The sequence below is a fragment of the Paraburkholderia sp. UCT70 genome (assembly GCF_050434085.1).
Lineage (GTDB): Bacteria > Pseudomonadota > Gammaproteobacteria > Burkholderiales > Burkholderiaceae > Paraburkholderia > Paraburkholderia tuberum.
The window spans coordinates 395960-416297 of the sequence record NZ_JBNPVZ010000003.1 but is presented as its reverse complement, the minus strand read 5'-3'; the positions used below and the strand labels follow the sequence as shown (position 1 = coordinate 416297).

The following is a 20338-nucleotide window of genomic DNA, read 5'->3' as shown; positions in this document are numbered from 1 at the left end:
GCCTTTCATGCTCGCTTACGCCCATTACCCCTCCCGCCTCGTTCGCGCATGCTGTCACGGCCTGCCAGGGGGAGCTTGCGTCTAGCGCGCCAATCTGCGTCACGTCCAAGCCTCAACTGGCCACCCGTTGCGAAAACGGTGGCCTTTTTGTTTTTCACGATCGCTCCACCACACGAAAATTCCGATGCCACTCGTCCTGTATGACACCTGGTCGCGCGCCCTGCGCCCCTTCAAGCCGATACAAGCCGATCACGTCGGCCTGTATTGCTGCGGGCCTACGGTGTACGACCACGCGCATATCGGCAATCTGCGGACCTATGTGTTCGAAGACGTGCTCCGGCGCGTCCTGATGCTAAACGGCTACCCCGTGCAGCACGTCGTCAATATCACCGATGTTGGCCATCTGGTCTCCGATGCCGATGACGGCGAAGACAAGATGGAGAAAGGAAGCCGGCGAACGGGAGAGTCGGCATGGGCGATCGCCGAGCGTTATACAGAGGCCTTCCTGGCCGACTGGCGAGCGCTCAACTTGCTGGAGCCTTCGGTCTGGTGTCGGGCAACCGACCATATCGCGGATCAGGTCGCCTTCATTGTCACCCTTGAACGCGCCGGCTACACGTACCAGACTGCAGATGGCGTGTACTTCGACACCAGCAAGCAGAACGACTACGGCTTTCTGGCTCGCCTGGACCACGAGGGCCTGCAAGCCGGCAAGCGAGTTGCACCAGGCGAGAAAAAGCGCGCCACGGATTTCGCGCTATGGAAATTCAGCCCGGCTGATTCCCGGCGGCAGATGGAATGGGACAGCCCTTGGGGACGCGGCTTTCCCGGCTGGCACATCGAGTGCTCGGCGATGTCGGCCAGGTACCTGGGGTCCTGGTTCGATATTCACTGCGGAGGTGAAGACCACATCGCCGTGCATCACAGCAACGAAATCGCGCAGACGCAAGCCGCGCACGGTACCCGGCTCGCCAACTTCTGGATGCACGGCCATTTCCTTACACTGGACGCTACGAAAATGTCCAAGGCGGGCGGTGACTTCCTGCGCCTGCAGACATTGGTCGACCGCGGAGTCGATCCGCTGGCGTATCGCTACCTGTGCTTGACGGCGCACTACAGAAGCTGCCTGCGTTTCAACTGGGATGCGCTTGAAGCCGCAAGGGTCGCGCTCGACCGGCTACGCAACGTCTATGCGAGTTGGCCCACCGGTGGTACGGCGGATGAGCGTTTTGTCGCCCGGTTCAACGCTGAGGTCAATCAGGATCTGAATCTACCGCGCGCACTAGCCGTGCTGTGGGATCTGGTGAGGAGCGATTTGCCGCCGGCCACGCGACGGGCCACCGTTGACAGCTTCGATTCTGTATTTGGGTTGCGACTGCCCGATTGGCAGCCTGACAAGCGGGACATTCCCGCAGACATTGCTGCCTTGGCCGAGCAGCGCGAGAAGGCGCGCGCCAACAGCGATTGGGCCCAAGCCGACCGCCTACGTGACACATTGAGAGCCTTGGGATGGCAAATCGAAGACGGTGAGCGCGGGCTACGACTAACCCGGACTGTCAAAGGAATGACGACACTTGGGGATGGCTGCCGGTGACGCTCGAAAGATTGGCGGCTGTGCGTCCTATGCCCTTGTGGGGCGCACAACCACAGGCGAGATGGCACCCGCTCGGCGCGACCGGTTGAACGTCTGCTTCGCACGCGATCGACCGGTTGAATCCGCCGTCGGTCCCAGCCTTTCACGTAGCGCTCGCTCAGTGTGGGTTGACTCTTGCCGAATGACCTAGACTCCGGTGTCTCAAAAAATCGACCGGCCGGTAAGCGTGGTCAACCGTTCAAGCGCCTGGACGCCCGCAAGTGAGTTGCCGTTCGCGTCGAGTCCGGGCGACCAGACGCAAACGGCCATTTCCCCCGGCAGCACCGCGACGATGCCGCCGCCCACGCCGCTTTTCGCTGGCAAGCCGACGCGATACACGAAGTCACCGGCCGCGTCGTACGTGCCGCATGTCAGCATAAGAGCGGACAGCCGTTTGGCCGAACTCGCGTCGAGGATACGTTCGCCAGAGATCGGCGCGACGCCCCCGTTGGCGAGAAAGAGTGCCGCCTTCGCCAGTTCGACGCAGTTCATCGATATCGCGCATTGACGGCAATACGCATCGACGACAGCCTCGGGCGGCATCTCCAGGTTGCCGAAGCTCGCCATGAAATGGGCCATCGCGCGATTGCGGTGTGCGTGCTGCAATTCGGACTGAGCCACGCGCATATCATAGTCGATCGTCGATTCACCCGTCAGCCGCCGCATGAATTCGACGAGCGCTGTCTCCGCGTTGACGAAGCGGCGGCACAGCACATCGGTGACGACCAGTGCGCCTGCGTTGATGAACGGATTGCGCGGCTTGCCCTTCTCGGCTTCGAGTTGCACGAGCGAATTGAAGGCCGTACCCGACGGCTCACGGCCCACGCGCTGCCACAACGCATCGCCCAGCAGCCTGAATGCCATCGTGCACGCGAACAGCTTGGAGATGCTCTGAACTGAAAAGCGCGTATCGGCTTGTCCTACGCGATACACGTCCCCCGCCGTCGTGACGACGGCCATGCCGAAGCTGTTGGCGGGCAGATTCGCGAGTTCGGGAATGTAGTCCGCGGCGCGGCCCGCGGTGCGCCACGGTTCGATGTCGCGATGGATCTGTTCGAGGATCGCTTGATAGTTCTGGTCGGACATTGGTGGCTGCATCCAGGAGCCCTTGAGCATGGATCGCGATGATACCGCAGCCAGGCAGCGTTCGGTGCCTCGCCCACAGTGTCGCGCACCTTTACGAAGAGGCTGGGGCCGGCGATGAGTCATTCCGGCGACAGGGTGTTGGCGCTCCGCGAAAATGAACTGATGTACGGTCCTTCGGCAATGACCAGGAAGGCGAACGCCACGTCGCCTTCGACGGCTGGGATCGGCCCAATGTGAGACGTTCGATCCTGAAGCCTAGGTCGTTGACAGTTGCCGTTCAGACTCCTCGCTTGCTCCGCGGGTGACATCGCAGTCGTTGAAAATCGTCATGTTGTGCCGACAATCGAGTCAATAGCGATACTAGGAATTCGCGTCATCAAGAATCCATTTTGCGCGCGACCAGATCGTACCCGTTCTGATGCAGCGTCAGCTTTTCGGCGATCCCTTGATCGTCCATTTCGAAGGTGATCTGCGCGTCAATCAACTTCGCAAAAAATCGGTGTTCGGCCTCGGGATACAGCGCGATTCTCGGTTGCCCGGTACCTTGGGTGAAAAGTTGTCCCTTATCGACCGTCATCGTCAGGATGAAGTCCGGACGCAGCCAGAAACGCCCTGCATAGGATTGCAAGCGGACGGGATCGACGTCGATCTCGTTTCGAATCTTGACCGGTTGCCGTAGGGGTTTTTCGGGTTTCAAGAGATGCAAGCCAATGTCGCCGACGTCGAACGCCGCGTTCGCCAACACCACGACGCCTCGTGATGCGCGACGATCAAACCCGATGAACGACCGGCACCCCAGTGTTCCTCCGGTATGGCCGAACCATTCTGGTTCGCCATCTGTGCTGCCGACGCCCATTCCCCAACAAAGTGGAATGACCTGGTCTCCAAGCTGCCGACGTACGTCGAGCGTATTGCCAATTGCTTTATCGAGTGCGGACGGCCGATGACCCATCACGGCGTCGAGAAATTGCAGTTGATCACCTACCGTGGACACCAACGCCCCTGCCGCTCCAAACACCTGACCGAGATCCATCCGCTGCGCGAAACGCAGGTCGAGGTCGTGACCAGGGATGCACCTCCTTTCAATCTCGTCAGGTAGTGCGATGGCCGTACTCGCCACTTGCAGCGGTGTGAGGATGCGAGCCCTCAGCACGGTTTCGTAATCCGTTCCTGCCCGACATGCAAGCGCATAGCCCAGCAGGCCAACGCCGAGGTTCGAATACTCGAACTCCGAGCCGATGTCACGGGTCAGTTCGTAGCGGGCCAGGAACGCGTAAAGAAGATCGATCGTGTAACCCGAGAACGGGTCGGGTGAACCGTTTCCGGCCATGTTGTCGGGGTGACGGGGCAACGCGGATGTATGCGTCGCAAGGTCATGTAGAGTGATAGTCCTGCCGTTGCGTTCTGGTACGGCCGGATTGCCGGGCAAAAGACGCTGAACTGGCTCATCAAGCGAGACTTCGCCACTCGCGATCATGTCCGCGAGCAGGATCGCGGTATACACTTTCGTCACTGATCCAATTTCGAACGCAGTGTGCTGGTCGGGGATACGGGCGTCGTTCTGATCGAATCGGCCATAGCCGACAACGCGCCGCTCGCCGTCGCCCACCATTCCAACGACGATTCCCACGCCTTCGCGGCGGGTATCGATCCGGTCCGAAAGGATGCGTCGGATTGCGTTGTCATCGAGAAAGCGAGTACTGGGTGTAAGGGGATCTTTCGATGGCATGGGGCTCCTCTGTGTAGGTCGGATTAATCACGTCGGAACTGAAGTAGGTGGCAGCTTGCGTCCACGTGGTCGTCAAATGGAAGACAAAACCTCACTTTCATTCGCTTGGGCTACGCAACGAAAAATGGATAAGGGGCGAGTTGGGGGCGGTGCGCCGCTCCCGTTTGTCGCGTGGCCACCATCGCACCAAAGATTGCAGTAGTGGTAAGGCAATTCCGGTAAGTCGACACTCCGAAGTGAATCTGCGCCGTCCTGGAGAGTTCAGCCTCTCAAGGGACAGTGGCAAGTTCATCGGTCTAGCGGCGGTTAGTGTCTATATAGGCCAGACGATCACGTTCAAGCAGGCCATACAACGCGCTATCTGACACCTCGTCGCCAACTATCCAACGATCACGCAACAACCCTTCACGGATAAACCCGAGCCGCTCGAGAAGACGCGCCGAGGCTGAATTCCGTGGGTCGATATCCGCTTCAATCCGGTGTAAATTCAGCGTGCCGAAACCATGCTCGATTAGCGCAGAAGCCGCCTCTCGCATAAATCCGTTTCCCCAATGCTTGCGTTTCAGACTAAAGCCTATCTCCGCGCGCCGGCATTGCTCGTTCGCATTAAAGAGAGCGCAGTCGCCGAGCACTTCACGGGTCGCCCGCAATTCAACTACGCAGATGAAATCCTGGCCGTCGGCTGACGTCTTCAATTTGCGTGAGACGCGATCCATTGCCTGGTCTAGCGATGTCATTGCTCCAAACGGAAAATAGCGCATTGCCTCAGGATCTGACCAGATCGCAAACAGCCCTTGCGCGTCCTCATGACGCAGCGGCCGCAGAATGAGACGCGTGGTAGTCAATGTGACCGGTTCAAAGGTTGTCATGACGAAGGCGGTGCATCGGGAAAGGATGGTTCTATTAAAGCACGTGGGCAGGCGACGTGTCTGGGCAGTTAGCTGTACCCACAGCCGTCTGCCGGGAACGCCAGGCTAACTCTTGAGCAGCCCGTCGCTTTCGAGCGCGTCAGCGGGGATGGAGTCGTCGATGCGCGGCCACTCCAACTCGACATGTGCATTCCAGTGGTGAAGCGCTTTCGCACGACCGTCCTCATCGAGAACGAATTCAAACGTGATGTCCGGGAAATCGCTGCTGCGAAATTGCAGGCCTTTGAATGGCTTTAGGACATCGGCCGGTTCGCCCGGATGAAACAATGCAATATCGTTGTCTCGACTCAGCTTGACACCGACCTTCCTGCCAAGAGGCGTTTCGTACGTGCCGACAAGTCTTGCAAGGACGTCCGCATCGGGTCGCGTTGGCAGGCGAACGAACACCGCTTCCGCCTGATCAAGCCGTATCGCCGCGCGATCTATATCGCCGAGCATGCTCGTGAGGAACGAAACCGACCACGCGCCATTCGTCTCGTCATTAGCCGTGTCGAAGCGGTCGTAATGGAAATGGTTAAGGGGCAGCTTGACCTGACGGAATGCGAACTGGAGTTGCGTGCCGTCAGTTGTGATATCCAACGTTCCATACGCCGGGTGCTCGTACGAGCCGGCGTAATCCGCTAAGTTGTGCGACGGCTGTGTGTTCGGAACCGCACGTGGCACGGCCCGTTCTCGGGCCTCGCGCATTGTCGCCTTTGCCTTCTTGCGAAAGTCGAGCAGGCGCGCCGTCCAGTCGGTCTCTTTGAGGCCAAGCGCGCGACTATAGATATCGAAGCCGATTGCGTTGCTTAGCGGGGCGCAATGGTCGCCTATCACGAATACAGAAACACCGATCTTCTCTTCCGGCAAATATGACACCTGCGAATGAAACGCACGCAGCGTGCCGCCATGACTCGTCAACAGATGACCCCGAAACGCGGCCGTCATGCGTCCCATGCCGTAGATGCCGTTAAGATCGGTTTTAAAGCCGAACACGTCACTCATTTCGGTTGGCCACGGCAAGCCGAGAGCGAGCGTCGCTTTTAGAACGCTCTCGGGTATGACTTGCTTGCCGTCGATCCGTCCGTCGTTCATCAGCATGATCGACCAGCGCGCGATGTCCTCCAGGCTGGAGACGATGCTGCCCGCCGGACTGCACTCGTCATCTTTCGGCGCAGGTGGTTGCCAAAATTCAATACTGTCGCGTCGTTCAGAGAAAGGTAACGCGTAGTCTCCCTGGTCGTCGGCTTTTGCGTCGCCATACGTGAACAAGGTTCGGTGCATACCAAGGGGCACCAGAATCTCGTCGCTGATGAATTGTTCCCATGGCTTACCGCTTATCAGCTCGATGATATGACCGACCGCTTCGTACATCATGTTGTTGTAGATGAGCCGCGAGCGCATCGGAGCAATCGGCTTCATGAACCGGATGCGATCAAAAAGATCTTTCGTCGAGTAATCCGATTCGTACCAGATCATGTCGTAACGCGGCACCCCGGTTTTGTGCCCGAGCATGTCGCGTAATGTGACTGCCGCATCAAGTGATTGATCATAAAACCGCAGACTGGGTACTGCATTACGAATCGGTTCATCGAAACTCAGCAGGCCGCGTTCAACCAGCAAACCTGCGGCGACAGCGGTAAAGAGCTTCGTATTCGACGCGATTGGAAACAGTGTCGAGGAAGTAAATGGCCGCGCGTTCGCAACGTCACGATGGCCGTACCCCTGCGTCATCTCGACCTCGTCATTCCTGACAATACTCACACCGACTCCCGGCACGTGCCAGTCACGCACGAGAGTTTCCATATACCTCCCGAAATCCCCCAAATCCAGTTTGCTCGAATCGCTTGACATAGAGTCTTCCTTCTAATCAAAAGTGGATTGTTAGAAAAGCCGAATGTATCGGGAGCAGCGTGACGAAGCGGTTGGCAGCCGGTGATTCTAGCGAGAAAAATAAAGCAGCAACGGAATGGCGCACAAAGTCGCCTGAATGACGATTCAGGGTGATTGCCCGCTTCGCGGTCAAGGCCGCGCGTGAAATTGGCCTCGGTGAATATTGAAGGGCCGCTATATGCAATTCGAAAGGCCGTTCAGAGTCGCGTGCTAGCGGTCGCAGCCTTGCGAGGTTCAAACGGCGTATGCGCACTGCATGAGGGGCGCCCGGCCATGAAGAGGTACTCAGGCTTGTCACTCAAATGAATGCTCTCTGCGGAGGTGACCGTATCACTGCCGCGTGTCTACTCTAGCGACACTCGGCGCGGAATTCCCGGAAGTATCAGAGCGGACGCTGCGAATCCGATTGCCCCAGCGCCGCCGAATGTCGACCATGTTTCGAGCGATGTTCCGTTCAAGATGAGCCAACTGCCGGTGTAGTAACCAGCGGCGCCACCTAGTGCCCCTGCGGCACTCAGCGCGCCAAAAAACGTTCCTTGACTTCCGTCGATAGCCAACGATGCGATCATGGTTTCCAGTGCCGGGAGCATGATTGTTTCGATGATCGTGTATCCGGCGATAAATAAAAGGAACCAACCGAGACTGTCGAATACAGCCACGCTTGTGAAGGCAATTGCGGCAGCCAGGTACGCATACATGGTCGAGGTCGCTGGATTTATCCGGACCAGCCAGCGTTTCGCGGACAGCATGAATGTAAGTCCGATTACGCCGTTCACAACATAGACTGCAGATGCCGCGTGCGGACCTATGCCGGATCACAACCAGACTGCACCGGGAGAGCTTGAAGCCGTGCGACGGTTCATCAACACCTGGTCGATTCCAAACGACACGCGTGAAGAAACAGACGCACTGCCCGCATTGGCTCGTGCGCCCGAAGTGTGGCGGAAGGCGTTTCCGCACCAGTGCCTATCGCGAGCCGACACTCCGGTCAGGCTGCAACGGACGTGCTGATCTGCGCAGTGCATGCCAAGGAGAAGGTTCCAGTAACGACGCACTGAATGAATGGTTCAACAGCGCTGCACTACGTGTGAAAACCCGATGGATAGGTGGCGCTATGAAGTTGATTATCGAATCGTCGGAAGCGAGCTTTGTCGGTTATATCGTAGCCGTAGTGACAAATGCCATTGCGTCGGGCGAGTGGGCACGTCTGAAGACGATCACACACGCAACGGCAGCAAACGCTGGTGCAGTATGACAAAAGGTGGTCCAGACGGACGGGCGTGCGGGACAATTGCGAAAGTCGCGGCGTATCGCGCCCGTGAAGCAACGAAGGCCAACGCTACCTGATGCGATGCTTCCGACTGATGGTCGTTACTCGGCACCTCGTCTGGCAGACCACATCAATCATTTTGAATGTCCGCTTCGCGGAAAGTTGACCGTCCCTTGTGGGTCGCCTACGGAAGTTCGACGCGGCGGTGCGGCCGACGATCACCGGAGGCCGCTCGATTTCCGGGATCGGCCACATCCGGTCATTCAAGCTATATCGCGCAATGACATTCAAGCGTCCGGGGACAGCTCTTAGCGGACCTGGAGCTGCGCCAAGCGTTGAATACTGCTGGCGCGCGCAGCCAATTTCATTGGCTTGTCTGATCATTCGGTACTACAACAACAGAAGCAAGCGCAAGCGGCTTGCTTCCGCGACTTCAATACTTGCCGTGTCAATCTCTAGAGGGGGCACGCAATGCAGATAGAGGGATGCACGAAAGCGGCGCAATCCTGGCCATCGCTGACCGAGCACGGCGTCACGGTCCAGGCCCTATGCAGATTGCTGGCACGGCAAGTTCCGCCAACTCATGCAACGCGGTCCGATTGCCGCGGCAGCGTCGCCGAACCAATCATTTCCATTTCAGCGTCCGACCACATTGGGCAGCAAGGCATTCAGGTCAGGCGCACCGCCGTCTGCCTTCGACAACTTCCCGTATCACCCGGCTAAGATAATGCGGGTCGGGATGGCAAACCCCGACGCGTCAGACGAAGGCGCACCGAAAAGCGCTCTAACAACGTTCCGGCTTGTAGTTTTCCCCCTTCTGGCTGCCCTGGGCGCTACCGGCGCTGCCGATCTCGCTCATGCACAGTCAATAACGACCACGGGCAACGTGACCCCCACGGCGCAATTGCCGTCTACCTCGACCATCACGGGCCCCGTCCAGGTGCCCGCGGCCGTTGGCGTCGGCAACGGCGCAAACGGCAGTCTCACCATCGAAGGCGGCGCAAGCGTCACATCCAACACCGGGTCCGTCGCCAGAAACATATGGGGCGTGGGTGCCGGAAACATGGCCACGGTGATCGTGAACGGTCCGGGGTCGACTTTTACGAGTTCGCCGGCCAACGCCAGCAATCTGGAGCTCGGTCAGAACGGGGGGATGGGCAATCTCACCATCGAGAACAGCGGGACAGTCAACGCAGCATTTCTGCGCGTTGGTTCCGGCGTCAACGGACCGCCCGACACCACCGGCGGCACGGGCTTCATCGCGATCACCAGCGGCGGAGCGCTCAATATCACGGGGGGCCCCTTTGCCACCGCCGATCAGATCGGCTGGCTTTCCAACTCCGTGGGTACGGTGACGGTAAACGGCACTGGCGGCGGGGCCACTTATACCAGCGGCCCTCAGATCAGTGTCGGCTGGGCGGGGGTGGGCACTCTGAACATCATCAATGGCGGACTGACTACGGCCAACGGCGGAATGGACGTCGCAGTTCTGGCCAACAGCACGGGCACCGTCAATGTGAATGGCGGCGGCACAGTGGCGACGACGTTCCTGACAGCCGGTTGCGATCCGGTTCGCATCGGCCAGCAGGGATGCACCATCGTCCAGAAGGGCAATGCACAGCTTAATTTCAACGACGGCACCTTGCGTGCGCTGACGAACAATTCAGGCTTCCTCACTGCCTTTTCCGGCACAGAACTCAACATCATGGCGGGCGGCCTGAGCATCGACAGTCAAGGCTTCACGGTCGCCACCGATACCACCTCGGCCTTCACCGGCGCGGGCGGGCTGACCAAGATCGGCAGCGGCACGTTCATTACGAATGCAGCCAACAGTTACAGCGGTGTGACAACGGTGACGGGCGGCACGCTTGCAGCGGGCGCGGTCGATGTCTTCAGTCCGAATTCCGCGACCGTGGTCAATCCTGGCGGAACGCTCGCCCTGCAAAGCTTCAACCAGACGCTCCCCAGCCTTTCGAACGCGGGCACGGTCGTGCTCCCGGCAATTGCGGGTGAATCCAGTCCAGCCACGACGCTGACCGTCAACGGTAGCTACTCCGCTAGTGGCGGCCACCTCGTGCTCAACAGTTTTCTTGGCGGCGACGGCTCTGCGTCCGATAAGTTGATTACTGGCTCGGCCTCAGGCACCACGAGTATTTTCGTCAACAATGTCGGTGGACCGGGCGCGTCGACCCCGGGGAACGGCATCCTCGTAGTGCAGCAAGCAACCGCGGCGACACCCGGTGTCTTTGACCTTGATAACCCGGAGCTGCGCGCGGGCCTGTTCGATTATCGCCTGTACCCGGGGGGCCGCAACGGTACGGACCCCACCAGCTGGTTCCTGCGGTCGTCCTTCATCGTGCCCCCGCCACCGCCACCTGGCCCACCACCCGAGCCTCCAGGACCACCTGGACCACCTCAACCGCCGGGGCCGGAGGAGAACGTCGGCACCGAACCGCCGCCTCAACCTTCACCGCCGGGCGTGTGGCCCATCATTGGACCGGAGCTCGCGACCTACGGCGTCGTCCAGCCCATCGCCCGCCAGATGGGCCTGACGATGCTCGGCACGCTGCATGAGCGCATCGGCGACACGCTTACGGCTGCCGGTGGCGGCACGGACGGTTCGGGCTGGGCGCAGTCCGCCTGGGGCCGTGTGTTCGGTCAGCAGGTCGATAACCACTATCAGGCGTTCGCCGATCCACGTGCGAGCGGTTGGGTCGGGGGGCTGCAGACTGGCCTCGACCTGTGGCGCGGCAGCATCTGGCCGGGCCATCGCGACACCGCCGGCGTGTACTTCGCCTATGGCTATGGCAATGTCGACGTCGACGGTCTCGTCACCAACGCGGCGGCCACCGGCTACGTCCTTGAGCACACCGGTTCGATGCACCTGAATGCGTATTCGGGCGGTGGCTACTGGACGCATTATGGCCCGAGCGGCTGGTATCTCGATGCGGTGCTGCAGGGCACGTACTACGACGGCAACGCGGGTACGCAGTACGCCAGCCTGCCGCTGCGCGGCTCGGGGTTTGTGACCTCGCTTGAAGGGGGCTATCCGGTGCCGTTGCCGCTAGGGCCTGGCTTCGTGCTCGAGCCGCAGGCGCAGATCATCTGGCAGCACGTATCGTTCAGCGATGAGAACGACGGCCTGGGGCCGGTTGCGCTGGGCTCGACTTCGGGCGCCACCGGGCGGCTCGGCCTGCGAGGGCAGTGGACCATCGAGGGCAGCAACGGTGCCGTATGGCAGCCGTACGTGCGGGCCAACCTGTGGCGGGACTGGGGCGCGCAGGCGAGCACGGCCTTCGGCACCGACCCGGTGCCACTGAACGTGCAGGCCACGCGCGTGGAGTTCGCCGGCGGTGTCACCGCGAAGATCAAGGAGCGTTTGAGCCTGTACGGCCAGCTCGGCTATCAGTTTGCCGTGAGTGGAGACAGCAACGTCCGCCGCAACGGCGTCGTCGGAGATCTCGGCGTGCGCTACAGCTGGTAGGCATCGCGGTGCGGAACGGCGTAGTCAGGGCCTTTTGCTTATTCGATCGCTTGCCAATGCTGCGCGAAATTGCGTCGCTGCAACGTTCCCGCAGCATGGAGTGTGACGATAAAACCATTCAGCAGCAAGCACTGCCGCGACCAGAGCAACGGTGCAAAAGGCCACGTCAGCTAACGGCCGTTCCAGTATTCAAAGCGGCCGTTGTTTGTGTCTTTGATCGAACGGCAGAAACTGGGCTGGCTTCTGCCACAGCGTGGTCTATGGTATTGCCACGTTGGTGGAAAACGTTCGAGCATGACGTCGTCTAGTGTCGTGGGTAGAAAAACGCGAGCTTGTCTACACCATGATGAATCCGTGCCGCATGCCGAGCATCACCGCTTCGGTGCGGTTGGTCGCACCGAGTTTGCCGAAGATTGACGAGAGGTGGAATTTCACCGTGTTGTCCGAGATGTCGAGGTGCCGCGCGATCTCCTTGTTGCCGAGTCCGTCGGCGAGCATCGCCAGCACTTCGATCTCTCGTAACGTCAAGGCTTCGAACGGTTCGCCGGATTCCTTCTGGCGCGACGGTCTTGTTTCGGCCAGTAGCCTTGCGAGGATGTCGGGCGTCAGCACGCAAAGGCCAGCGGCGACGGCTTCGATGGACACGACGATTTCAGCTGGCACCGCGTTGCGCGGCAGGATAGCCACCGCATCGGCCGGCAACGCATCGAGGATACAGTCGCCGTCCGGGTCGTCGCTCAACAGGACGAGCGACGGCGACACGGGCGAGAGTTCGAGTAGCGTCTTGAGCGCATCGCTCGCCTCCGGCGCGATGTCGGTGACGACCACATCCGGCACCGATCCGGCGAGGCAATCGACGAGCTTTTCGGCGTCGGGCGCGCTACCCAGGAACTCAAGTGCCAGGTTCGCCTCGACAAGCGCTTGCAGGCTTGCGCGCTCTTGCCACGATGCCGCAATCACTACGACCCGTAAAGGTGCCCTCCGTATCGTCTGTCCATCCGACATTTGGTCGCTTCCCGGACGTCACCTGCACGAATTCCGTTGGGGCCGTTCGCCCACCGTTACCGAACACGCGTGCCGTTCGCCGCCTCGGATCAAGGCGATGTGCAACTGCTGCCCAATGCTTGCGGAGCCCAGCGCCGCACTTACGTCACCCATGTCGCGGCAAGGCTTGCCGTCCAGTTCGATCAGTACATCGCCTATCAGCACGCCCGCCTGCTCCGCAGGGCCGCCCGGCGCAAGCGAATTGATCAGCAATCCACTGCTGAACGACAGGTTCATTTTATTGACCCAGGCGTCCAGCAGGCCGACCCGCTGCGTGCCGACACCAAGGTAGCCCCGCGAGACGCGCCCTTTAGCCAACAGTTCATCGGTGACGCGCTCCACGGTCATCCCCGGAATCACGATGCCGGCGCCGCGCATCAGTGCCGAGGTGCAGATGCCGATGACCTGCCCGCGCATGTCCGCGAGGGCCGCCCCGGAGAAACCCGGGCGCAGACCGCCGTCCAGTCGCACGAACGCATCGAGTTGTCCGCCTTTCCACGTCCGCCAAGGACCACCTATGCTGCCGATCACGCCAAAATCAGCGCTGACGCCGGAATCGTCCGCACGTGCGACGGCGAGCGCAAGATGACCCGGCTTCAGTGAGTGGGCGTCGCCGGAACCGATCGGGTCGAGGTCCACGCCGTCCAGTTTCAGCACGCCGACGTCGGACCCCAGATCCAGGCCCGCGAGGACTGCGGCGACCGTACGGCCGTCGGTCAATGTGACTTCGATGCCGTCCTCACGCCTGAGCGTGTGTGCAGCCGTCACGACGACGCCACGTCGCCAGATTACGCCACTCGACGGCATGCGATGTCGGCCGTGTACTGCGACGACACTCCGCCCGACTCGCGCGACGATGTCCGCCAGATTGTCCGAGAGATCCATCAAAGGATTTCCGCTCGAGGATGTGGTTTCCATTTCAAGCCCCCTGTCAATTGCGTGCGACCTGCCAGTGCTTCGCGTCGACGTTTGCTCGCCTGTCCAGCTAGCGTTATGACGACGGGTTCACAATGACAGAACGACGGGGGGCGCACACCACCCAAATGGGTAGCCGGGTGGATGCAGCGCGGACTTCACGATGCAACGAGTCTGGTCTGCGACCAGCACGTCCCTGATCACACTGCGGTTAGCGCCGCCCGCTACGGCCCCATACATAGCGAACCCACCGCTGCCAGCGGCTTTGCGGTGGAGCGGGTGCGTGGCGCGCAGTCTGCGCATCGCGGTCGCGCTGGACGGACTTCTGAACCTGTTCGTGGATCTGCCTCAAACTCATGCCGCCTGGGCCTTTCAGTTTGTCGGGATCGGGAGCAGGATCGCCTTCGGGATCGTCTGTCATGAGAGTCGCCTGTTTGTCATGAGGCGACTTGATCTTGATACAGATGCTCAGTAGCAGCAAGTTGGACGCGGATCGCCGACCGGCGCATATTCCGACAGTCCTTGCCCGCGTGCCGTTCGTGAAGTAGATTTTTCTAATGAGGTCCGTGCCGGGAGGGATTGCCATGGAACTGAGCGTGGAACGTGTCGAGGTGTGGGCAGCGCCCATCGACGACAAACCGGGAGGTCTTGCGAAAGTTTTAAGCGTCTTGCGGGATGCTGGTGTCGACTTGCAGTTCGTCGTGGCACGTCGAACGCCAGAGGCATCGGGTAAGGGAGTCGTGTTTGTCGCTCCGCTACAGGGAGACAGTGCGATCCGTGCCGCCACACAGGCGGGGTTCAGCGTCAGCCCGAGCCTTCACTCCATCCGTGTAATGGGTCTGGACCAGTTGGGCATCATCGCGCAATTGACCCAGATATTGGCGGATGGGGGGATCAACCTTCGCGGCGTCTCGGCCGCTGTACTTGGCACGCAGTTCATTGCGTATCTCGCGGTCGACTCCTTGGACGATGCCGAAAAGGCGATTGACCTTCTACAAAGGGCCTGAAGTACCCGTACCGGACCGCGAACCGGCTTGGCTCTTGCTGACGAGGCAAGGGGGCCGCTCTGTCTGATACGACTGCCGTCGACCATCTGAATTCCGTTGCGACAAAGCCGAGCGGCCATTTGAATGGCGAACGCAGCGCCGGGCATGGCGGCGAATCCGGATGCCGGTAGGAGGTCGACAGTGATGAAGACACCGACGACCAGAAGGCGGGTGCTTTGGGCGCTCTCGCTTTGCATTATCGCGACTTGCATGGCAGTTGGCGGGGGATTGCTGTTCGAGCTGTTGGTGGTCGGCCATGCCGTGAGCGATTTCCGCCGGGACGCGGCCCTGGCACAAGCGGGCATCGCACAAGGGGAGCCGGCTACGCCCGAGGAGCGCATCAACCCGCCCTATCTGAGGCGATACGGGTTGGACCGTAACCTGTACAAGGACATTCACGGAAACTTTTCGCCAACAGGTGCTGACTGGCGCCAATGGGGGCTGCGAACCAAGGTCGCAGCCACTGTGTTGTGGCTGGGTCACGATCCACCGGGAACGTGGTGGACCTACGTTCAGATCAAGTGCGTTGATCGGTTTCCTCAAGCTCACGCCGACAGCGAGCCGATCGTCGATGTTGCCGACGCTTGCCTCGGCGAGCCGCATTGATTGTCCCGTTGGTCACTTCCGATCATCGGAGCGGCCAGCGCCGAGTGCCTCGAGCAACGGCCGGAGGGTGTCCAGTTCCGCGCCGAAGCCGCTCCAGTCTCCCGCCTTCAGTCTCTCGATGGCGCGGTCATAGTGGACAAGTGCCTCTCTCGCGCGAGCGTCCACTGTGCCTCGGGCTGGCGATGCCGCTTGTGCGGTCTCACTGAAAAGCGCCGCCAGCGCCTCATCCAGAGTGTTCTCCATCACCACACGGTCCCCATACGCGGCAATCACCCGCTTCAACTCCGGCAACTGACCGGACGCCGCGCGCAAATAGAGCGGCGAAATATAGAGGATCGAGTTCTCGATCGGCACGACCACGAGATGACCGCGAATGACGCGTGAGCCCATCTGGTTCCACAGCGAGATCTGCTGCGAGATCTCGGTATTCTGCTGAATCCGCGCTTCGATCTGAAACGGCCCATAGATCAGCTTGTCCTTGGGAAAGGTGTACACGATGAGCTTGCCGTAGCCGGGCGGATCGCAACGCGCCGCCAGCCAGGCAATCATGTTCTCCCGCTGGCTCGGCACCATCGGCAGCATGAGGATGAACTCGGCGCGTGCGTCGCCGGGGAGTCGCATGATCGTGTAATACGGCGGCATCGTGCTGGCGGTGCTTCCGCCATCCATTCCGACCAGCTCCTGGGGAAACTGCCACAGATCCTCGCGGTTGTAGAAGACCTCCGGCGCATCCATGTGATAGGCGCGGTAGAGCTGCGCCTGGATCAGGAACAGATCTTCGGGATAGCGGATATGCTTTCGCAGCTCCGGTGGCATCACGTCCAAAGGCTTGAACAAACCCGGGAAGATGCGCTCGTATGCGCGCAGGAGCGGATCGGCGGGATCGCTGACGTAGAAATCGACCGTGCCGTTATACGCGTCGACCACGACCTTGACCGCGTTTCGGATGTAGTTGGCGCCGTCCCCGAAACCCGGCCGGGAGTAAGGAAACCACTGACTGACGGTGTAGGCGTCCTGGATCCAGAACAGGCGCCCATTGCTTGCGACGACATAGGGGTCATGGTCGAGAGTCAGGAATGGCGCGATCGTACGCACGCGGTCCTGAATGTTGCGATGAAGCAGGATCCGGCTCTGGTCTGTGATATAGCCGCTCAGCAGGATGTTCGGATCGTCGAGCTGCCAGGCGAACAGACTGCGGCGCGCCACACTGCCGATGCTGACGCCATCGCGCCCGCTATACGTCGTGTAGGCGTTAGTCGGCCGTTGGGGAAAGTCGAACTCAGCTACGTTGCCGTTCACGATGACGTAGTCCTGCCGGCCTTCGCTGAAATAAAGACGTGGTTCGCGAATGGCCGGGCCGCCGTTGGAGACTGGCGGAATATCGTGCAGATAGAAAAACGGTAAGCCTTCGGTCGATTTCTCGGTGACTGGCGACATCACGACGCCGATGCCGTGAGTAAAGATAAGGTGCAGGTTCACCCAGGTTTGGGCGTTGGTCTGAAGCATCGCCGGTTCCAGCTCACGCGCCGACAGCATTACCTGTCTGTATCCGGCGTCAAGCTGATAGCGGTCGATGTCCACCGAAATAAATTTGTAGTAAGTCCTGATCTCCTGCAACTGTGCATAGGTATCCATCAGCGGTTGCACATCCCATAGCCGGATGTTGTCGATGGTCGCCCGATTGGCCTGCAGCGAGTCGAGAGTCAGTCCCTGCTCGGCCTCAAACGGTTTAACCTCAATCTTTGCGAGGCCGTAAGCCTGTCGCGTTAGCGCGATAGTGTGCTCGATATAGGGTGTTTCCAGTTTCAGCTCGCTCGGTTTGACATAGAAGCGCTGAAACAGCGATGGATAGATCACAGCGAATACAAACGAACTGCCGAATACGAGCAGCGCGAGAACGACGGGTTGCAGATGGCTCCGTCGGCGCATGTTGATCCAAAGGGCAACGGATGAGGCCGCGGCAAGGCCGACAAGCATCCACAGGACCGGCAACTCGACGTGGACATCGGTATAGCTGGCGCCGACCACGACGCCGTTGTCGCCATAGAGCAGCAGAAAGCGGTCGAGCCACCACGCCCAGGCCTTCACCGCAAAGAACAAACCGAGCAGTGCCGAACCATGAGTGATGGGGGCGGCCGAGAGCGTGCGTGGTGGCCGCTCCAGCGCGATGTCACCGCGCAGCCCGTAGACAGTACCTGCCACGATCGCGCTCCAGAAGATTAGCTGCAGCAGCCAGTTCTTGAGTGCGACATACGCGGGGAGCGAGAACAGATAAAAGCCGATATCCCTGTCAAAGATCGGATCGCGTTCGCCAACAGGGACCTGATAAATGAAGCGAAGCGCGAGGTCCCAGCTCGAGACTTCGCTAGCGGCAATAACCAACCCCAAGACGACCGCGGCGCAGGCAATACTGGAGCGCCAGGGAACGTGCGGCGCGATCAGTTCAGACAGTTCAACGGCAACTTCCGTCGGACCCGATGGATCAGCTGTTTGCGCTCGCAAGATATCGACGCGCCTCGCGTAACGATGCGCCAAAATCCCAGACAGCCATATCGCGCACGCCGAGACTGCGAACACCGCGGCAAACAGCAGCGCTCTCGCGGAAAGGATGGTCCAGAAAACGCCACCATAGCCGATCGAAGAGAGCCACAGCCAGTTGACCAGGATGCCGGTGATGCGTCCGACGACAAGCAGGCCGACGATGACGGCCGTCACCGTGATTGCATAACGTCTCAGGCGCACGCCGGACTTCACTTCCGACCGCATGGTCTCTCCTGTGCTGGCCGTCGCCCTGCCCTGCTGCGATTGCGATCCGGGTTCGGATGGCTACATTAATTCAAGCTATCTGAAGCCGATCCGCGAACCCTGACGAAAGACCCTTGTGGATGTGGCGCGAGTCAAAACGGACCGTGCCCGGCGCAGCGATGCGGCAATTATGCCAAAGTTCATCCATCGCAATCGACGCTCGACGTCGAACTCTCGTTCCAGGTGTCGACGGCGGCGGCACGCCCTTTGCTGCGTTGAAACGGTTCAGTTCATCTCACGAAAAGGGACCCCTATCATGAAGCTCTACTATTCGCCTGGTGCCTGCAGCCTCGCCGACCATATCGCAATGCATGAGGCCGATCTCACTTTCGAAAGGATTCGCGTCGACCTCAAGTCCAAGGAGACCGAGACTGGGGAGCAGTTCAATCGGATCAATCCAAAGAGTTACGTCCCAACCCTCGAAATGGATGATGGTCAACGGCTTACCGAGAATATCGCGATTCTTTCGTGGGTCGCACAGCGCAAGCCCGCCCTTGCGCCGAATAGCGAACCCGGCAGCCTGCGCCTGCTCGAGATGCTCGCGTTCATTTCGACGGAAATCCACAAACAGTTCGGCCGTGTTTTCAAACCCACTTCGGATGCTGAAGCAACGGCAGCGCGCGAGAAGCTCGGTCAACGCTTCCAGTTGATCGCCACCATGTTCAAGGGCGAATACCTGTTCGGCAGCGAAGCGGGTGTGGCGGACGCCTATCTGTTCACGATGCTGCTCTGGGCCAAAAAGGTAGGCATCGAAGTGCCGGAGAAATTGCGAAACTTTGCCGAACTGATGCGCGCGCGTCCGGCCGTCCAGCTTGCCATGAAGCACGAGGGACTCGACTGGTGAAACGCAGATCCTCGCCGCGCGCACCTTTAGCTGGATGATTCGTGCGCGTTCGGGCTCGCTCAATGCAGTGTGGCGAGTGCGGCCCGGATACGCATCCCCTGCTCTTCGGAGACGAGCCGATCGAGCACTTCCGCGAAATGGGGGTGATGCATACCGGAATGGAGGTACTGCCACCGGTAAGCATGGTGGAAATTGGCTTCGATCGACATGGCTTCTGCCTCGACGACGGCACGCCCGCAGTTCGCGATGAAATACCGCGAGTCCGCTGTCGCCTGCCCGCGCAAAATGCCATCGATCGCAATCATCAGTTCGATGAACTCGTTGACCGCGTTGTCGCGCGCCGCATCTGTCAGCGTAGCGTCGTGCCGCTTCCATTCCAGCTCATCGAGAATGGCGTGCTGACTTTCTTCCTTCCAGTGGTACAGAAATACATCCTTGAACAGCTCGGATAACTGATCGTCAGGATGAATGCTCTGGCGGTAGTGAATTTGCGAGAAGAGTTCAATATGCAGCGTCATGGCCAGCACCGCCCAGGTGCTCTTGCCGAGGACCACGGCGGCAAGCGCATCGGGATCGACGTCGAAGCGGTAACCCGCGGGCAGCGTTTCGCCGATCATTTTTTCGATGCGGCGAAACAGCGCCTGGTGTTTAAGCTCTTCGTCGCTGAAACGCACGAGCGCTTCGAGTGCCACCTGATCGCCGAGCCAGTAGTCGCGGCTCACTTCCAACACCTTGGCGTTAATGAAGCGCTCGACGAGCCCGAACACGTTCGCGTATGTGCGCCCCTGAATCTGGCTGACGAACCGCTTCTCAGCCTCCGAGAGCATGATGAAATCCGGCACCAGCGAGAGTCCGTCCGGCAAATACTTCTGGGACATGTCGAAGGTACGGCCTCCAATCACGTCACGGTCGATGTCCCAATTGACCATCTTCGAAGCGCGAATGCATCGGGCGTAGCGATCGCGATCGGACAGCCGCAATATTGCGTTCATGGAAGTTCTCCCAATATGGACCGCCACGCGGTCTAGCGTTGAGTGTCGATTCACCGGGCAGAGCCAGTCGAATGATCTGGCTT

Annotated in this window: 16 protein-coding genes; 6 read left to right on the top strand and 10 right to left on the bottom strand. The window is 60.0% G+C overall.

Annotation, left to right across the window (positions count from 1 at the left end):
- Positions 1-184: 184 nt before the first annotated feature.
- A complete protein-coding gene (cysS, locus tag OKW41_RS19730; RefSeq protein ID WP_429573688.1) occupies positions 185-1594 on the top strand; it encodes a cysteine--tRNA ligase in 1410 nt (469 codons plus the stop codon).
- A 201-nt stretch (positions 1595-1795) separates the two neighbouring features.
- Here cysS and OKW41_RS19725 read toward each other — a convergent pair whose 3' ends face one another.
- The 5 genes from OKW41_RS19725 to OKW41_RS19705 form a co-directional block, all read right to left on the bottom strand.
- The gene (locus OKW41_RS19725; protein ID WP_429573687.1) at positions 1796-2719 is read right to left on the bottom strand and encodes a glutaminase; all 924 of its coding nucleotides are present in this window, start codon (positions 2717-2719) and stop codon (positions 1796-1798) included.
- Positions 2720-3095: 376 nt separating this feature from the next.
- The gene (locus OKW41_RS19720; RefSeq protein ID WP_429573686.1) at positions 3096-4448 is read right to left on the bottom strand and encodes a serine hydrolase; all 1353 of its coding nucleotides are present in this window, start codon (positions 4446-4448) and stop codon (positions 3096-3098) included.
- Between the two features lie 296 nt (positions 4449-4744).
- Entirely contained in the window at positions 4745-5317 is a 573-nt protein-coding gene (locus OKW41_RS19715; RefSeq protein ID WP_429573685.1) for a GNAT family N-acetyltransferase, read from the bottom strand.
- A gap of 105 nt (positions 5318-5422) precedes the next feature.
- The gene (locus tag OKW41_RS19710; RefSeq protein ID WP_429573684.1) at positions 5423-7162 is read right to left on the bottom strand and encodes a serine hydrolase; all 1740 of its coding nucleotides are present in this window, start codon (positions 7160-7162) and stop codon (positions 5423-5425) included.
- A 431-nt stretch (positions 7163-7593) separates the two neighbouring features.
- The gene (locus tag OKW41_RS19705; protein ID WP_429448347.1) at positions 7594-7998 is read right to left on the bottom strand and encodes a hypothetical protein; all 405 of its coding nucleotides are present in this window, start codon (positions 7996-7998) and stop codon (positions 7594-7596) included.
- A gap of 313 nt (positions 7999-8311) precedes the next feature.
- Here OKW41_RS19705 and OKW41_RS19700 point away from each other — a divergent pair, with 313 nt between their 5' ends.
- On the top strand, positions 8312-8596 hold the full coding sequence (locus OKW41_RS19700) for a CGNR zinc finger domain-containing protein (protein WP_429573683.1): 285 nt from the start codon (positions 8312-8314) through the stop codon (positions 8594-8596).
- A gap of 662 nt (positions 8597-9258) precedes the next feature.
- Positions 9259-12003, top strand: coding sequence for an autotransporter outer membrane beta-barrel domain-containing protein (locus tag OKW41_RS19695; protein ID WP_429573682.1), 2745 nt, complete (start codon positions 9259-9261; stop codon positions 12001-12003).
- 336 nt (positions 12004-12339) lie between these two features.
- Here the strand turns inward: OKW41_RS19695 and OKW41_RS19690 are convergent, their stop codons facing one another.
- The 3 genes from OKW41_RS19690 to OKW41_RS19680 all read right to left on the bottom strand — a co-directional run bounded on the left by OKW41_RS19690 (position 12340) and on the right by OKW41_RS19680 (position 14383).
- On the bottom strand, positions 12340-13008 hold the full coding sequence (locus OKW41_RS19690) for a LuxR C-terminal-related transcriptional regulator (RefSeq protein ID WP_429573681.1): 669 nt from the start codon (positions 13006-13008) through the stop codon (positions 12340-12342).
- A gap of 18 nt (positions 13009-13026) precedes the next feature.
- On the bottom strand, positions 13027-13932 hold the full coding sequence (locus OKW41_RS19685; protein WP_184039521.1) for a S1C family serine protease: 906 nt from the start codon (positions 13930-13932) through the stop codon (positions 13027-13029).
- 241 nt (positions 13933-14173) lie between these two features.
- The gene (locus tag OKW41_RS19680; RefSeq protein WP_429573680.1) at positions 14174-14383 is read right to left on the bottom strand and encodes a hypothetical protein; all 210 of its coding nucleotides are present in this window, start codon (positions 14381-14383) and stop codon (positions 14174-14176) included.
- Between the two features lie 163 nt (positions 14384-14546).
- On the opposite strand from OKW41_RS19680, the gene OKW41_RS19675 reads away from it, so the two are divergent.
- Positions 14547-14969, top strand: coding sequence for an ACT domain-containing protein (locus OKW41_RS19675; protein ID WP_429573679.1), 423 nt, complete (start codon positions 14547-14549; stop codon positions 14967-14969).
- A gap of 183 nt (positions 14970-15152) precedes the next feature.
- Positions 15153-15614, top strand: a complete 462-nt coding sequence (locus tag OKW41_RS19670; protein WP_429448356.1) for a hypothetical protein — start codon at positions 15153-15155, stop codon at positions 15612-15614.
- A 12-nt stretch (positions 15615-15626) separates the two neighbouring features.
- Here the strand turns inward: OKW41_RS19670 and OKW41_RS19665 are convergent, their stop codons facing one another.
- The gene (locus OKW41_RS19665) at positions 15627-18380 is read right to left on the bottom strand and encodes a UPF0182 family protein (protein WP_429573678.1); all 2754 of its coding nucleotides are present in this window, start codon (positions 18378-18380) and stop codon (positions 15627-15629) included.
- Positions 18381-18675: 295 nt separating this feature from the next.
- On the opposite strand from OKW41_RS19665, the gene OKW41_RS19660 reads away from it, so the two are divergent.
- Positions 18676-19263 carry a glutathione binding-like protein gene (locus OKW41_RS19660; protein WP_429573677.1) on the top strand — a complete coding sequence of 196 codons (588 nt, stop codon included), beginning with the start codon at positions 18676-18678 and terminating at the stop codon, positions 19261-19263.
- 59 nt (positions 19264-19322) lie between these two features.
- Here OKW41_RS19660 and OKW41_RS19655 read toward each other — a convergent pair whose 3' ends face one another.
- Positions 19323-20255, bottom strand: a complete 933-nt coding sequence (locus OKW41_RS19655; protein ID WP_429573676.1) for a hypothetical protein — start codon at positions 20253-20255, stop codon at positions 19323-19325.
- Between the last annotated feature and the right edge of the window lie 83 nt (positions 20256-20338).

Coding starts and splice junctions, on each gene's coding strand:
- OKW41_RS19715 (WP_429573685.1), bottom strand. CDS start 5,317: ATGACAACCTTTGAACCGGTCACATTGACTACCACGCGTCTCATTCTG.
- OKW41_RS19695 (WP_429573682.1), top strand. CDS start 9,259: ATGGCAAACCCCGACGCGTCAGACGAAGGCGCACCGAAAAGCGCTCTA.
- OKW41_RS19655 (WP_429573676.1), bottom strand. CDS start 20,255: ATGAACGCAATATTGCGGCTGTCCGATCGCGATCGCTACGCCCGATGC.
- OKW41_RS19675 (WP_429573679.1), top strand. CDS start 14,547: ATGGAACTGAGCGTGGAACGTGTCGAGGTGTGGGCAGCGCCCATCGAC.
- OKW41_RS19700 (WP_429573683.1), top strand. CDS start 8,312: ATGGTTCAACAGCGCTGCACTACGTGTGAAAACCCGATGGATAGGTGG.
- cysS (WP_429573688.1), top strand. CDS start 185: ATGCCACTCGTCCTGTATGACACCTGGTCGCGCGCCCTGCGCCCCTTC.
- OKW41_RS19705 (WP_429448347.1), bottom strand. CDS start 7,998: ATGCTGTCCGCGAAACGCTGGCTGGTCCGGATAAATCCAGCGACCTCG.
- OKW41_RS19720 (WP_429573686.1), bottom strand. CDS start 4,448: ATGCCATCGAAAGATCCCCTTACACCCAGTACTCGCTTTCTCGATGAC.
- OKW41_RS19685 (WP_184039521.1), bottom strand. CDS start 13,932: ATGGATCTCTCGGACAATCTGGCGGACATCGTCGCGCGAGTCGGGCGG.
- OKW41_RS19680 (WP_429573680.1), bottom strand. CDS start 14,383: ATGACAGACGATCCCGAAGGCGATCCTGCTCCCGATCCCGACAAACTG.
- OKW41_RS19660 (WP_429573677.1), top strand. CDS start 18,676: ATGAAGCTCTACTATTCGCCTGGTGCCTGCAGCCTCGCCGACCATATC.
- OKW41_RS19665 (WP_429573678.1), bottom strand. CDS start 18,380: ATGCGGTCGGAAGTGAAGTCCGGCGTGCGCCTGAGACGTTATGCAATC.
- OKW41_RS19670 (WP_429448356.1), top strand. CDS start 15,153: ATGAAGACACCGACGACCAGAAGGCGGGTGCTTTGGGCGCTCTCGCTT.
- OKW41_RS19690 (WP_429573681.1), bottom strand. CDS start 13,008: ATGTCGGATGGACAGACGATACGGAGGGCACCTTTACGGGTCGTAGTG.
- OKW41_RS19725 (WP_429573687.1), bottom strand. CDS start 2,719: ATGTCCGACCAGAACTATCAAGCGATCCTCGAACAGATCCATCGCGAC.
- OKW41_RS19710 (WP_429573684.1), bottom strand. CDS start 7,162: ATGGAAACTCTCGTGCGTGACTGGCACGTGCCGGGAGTCGGTGTGAGT.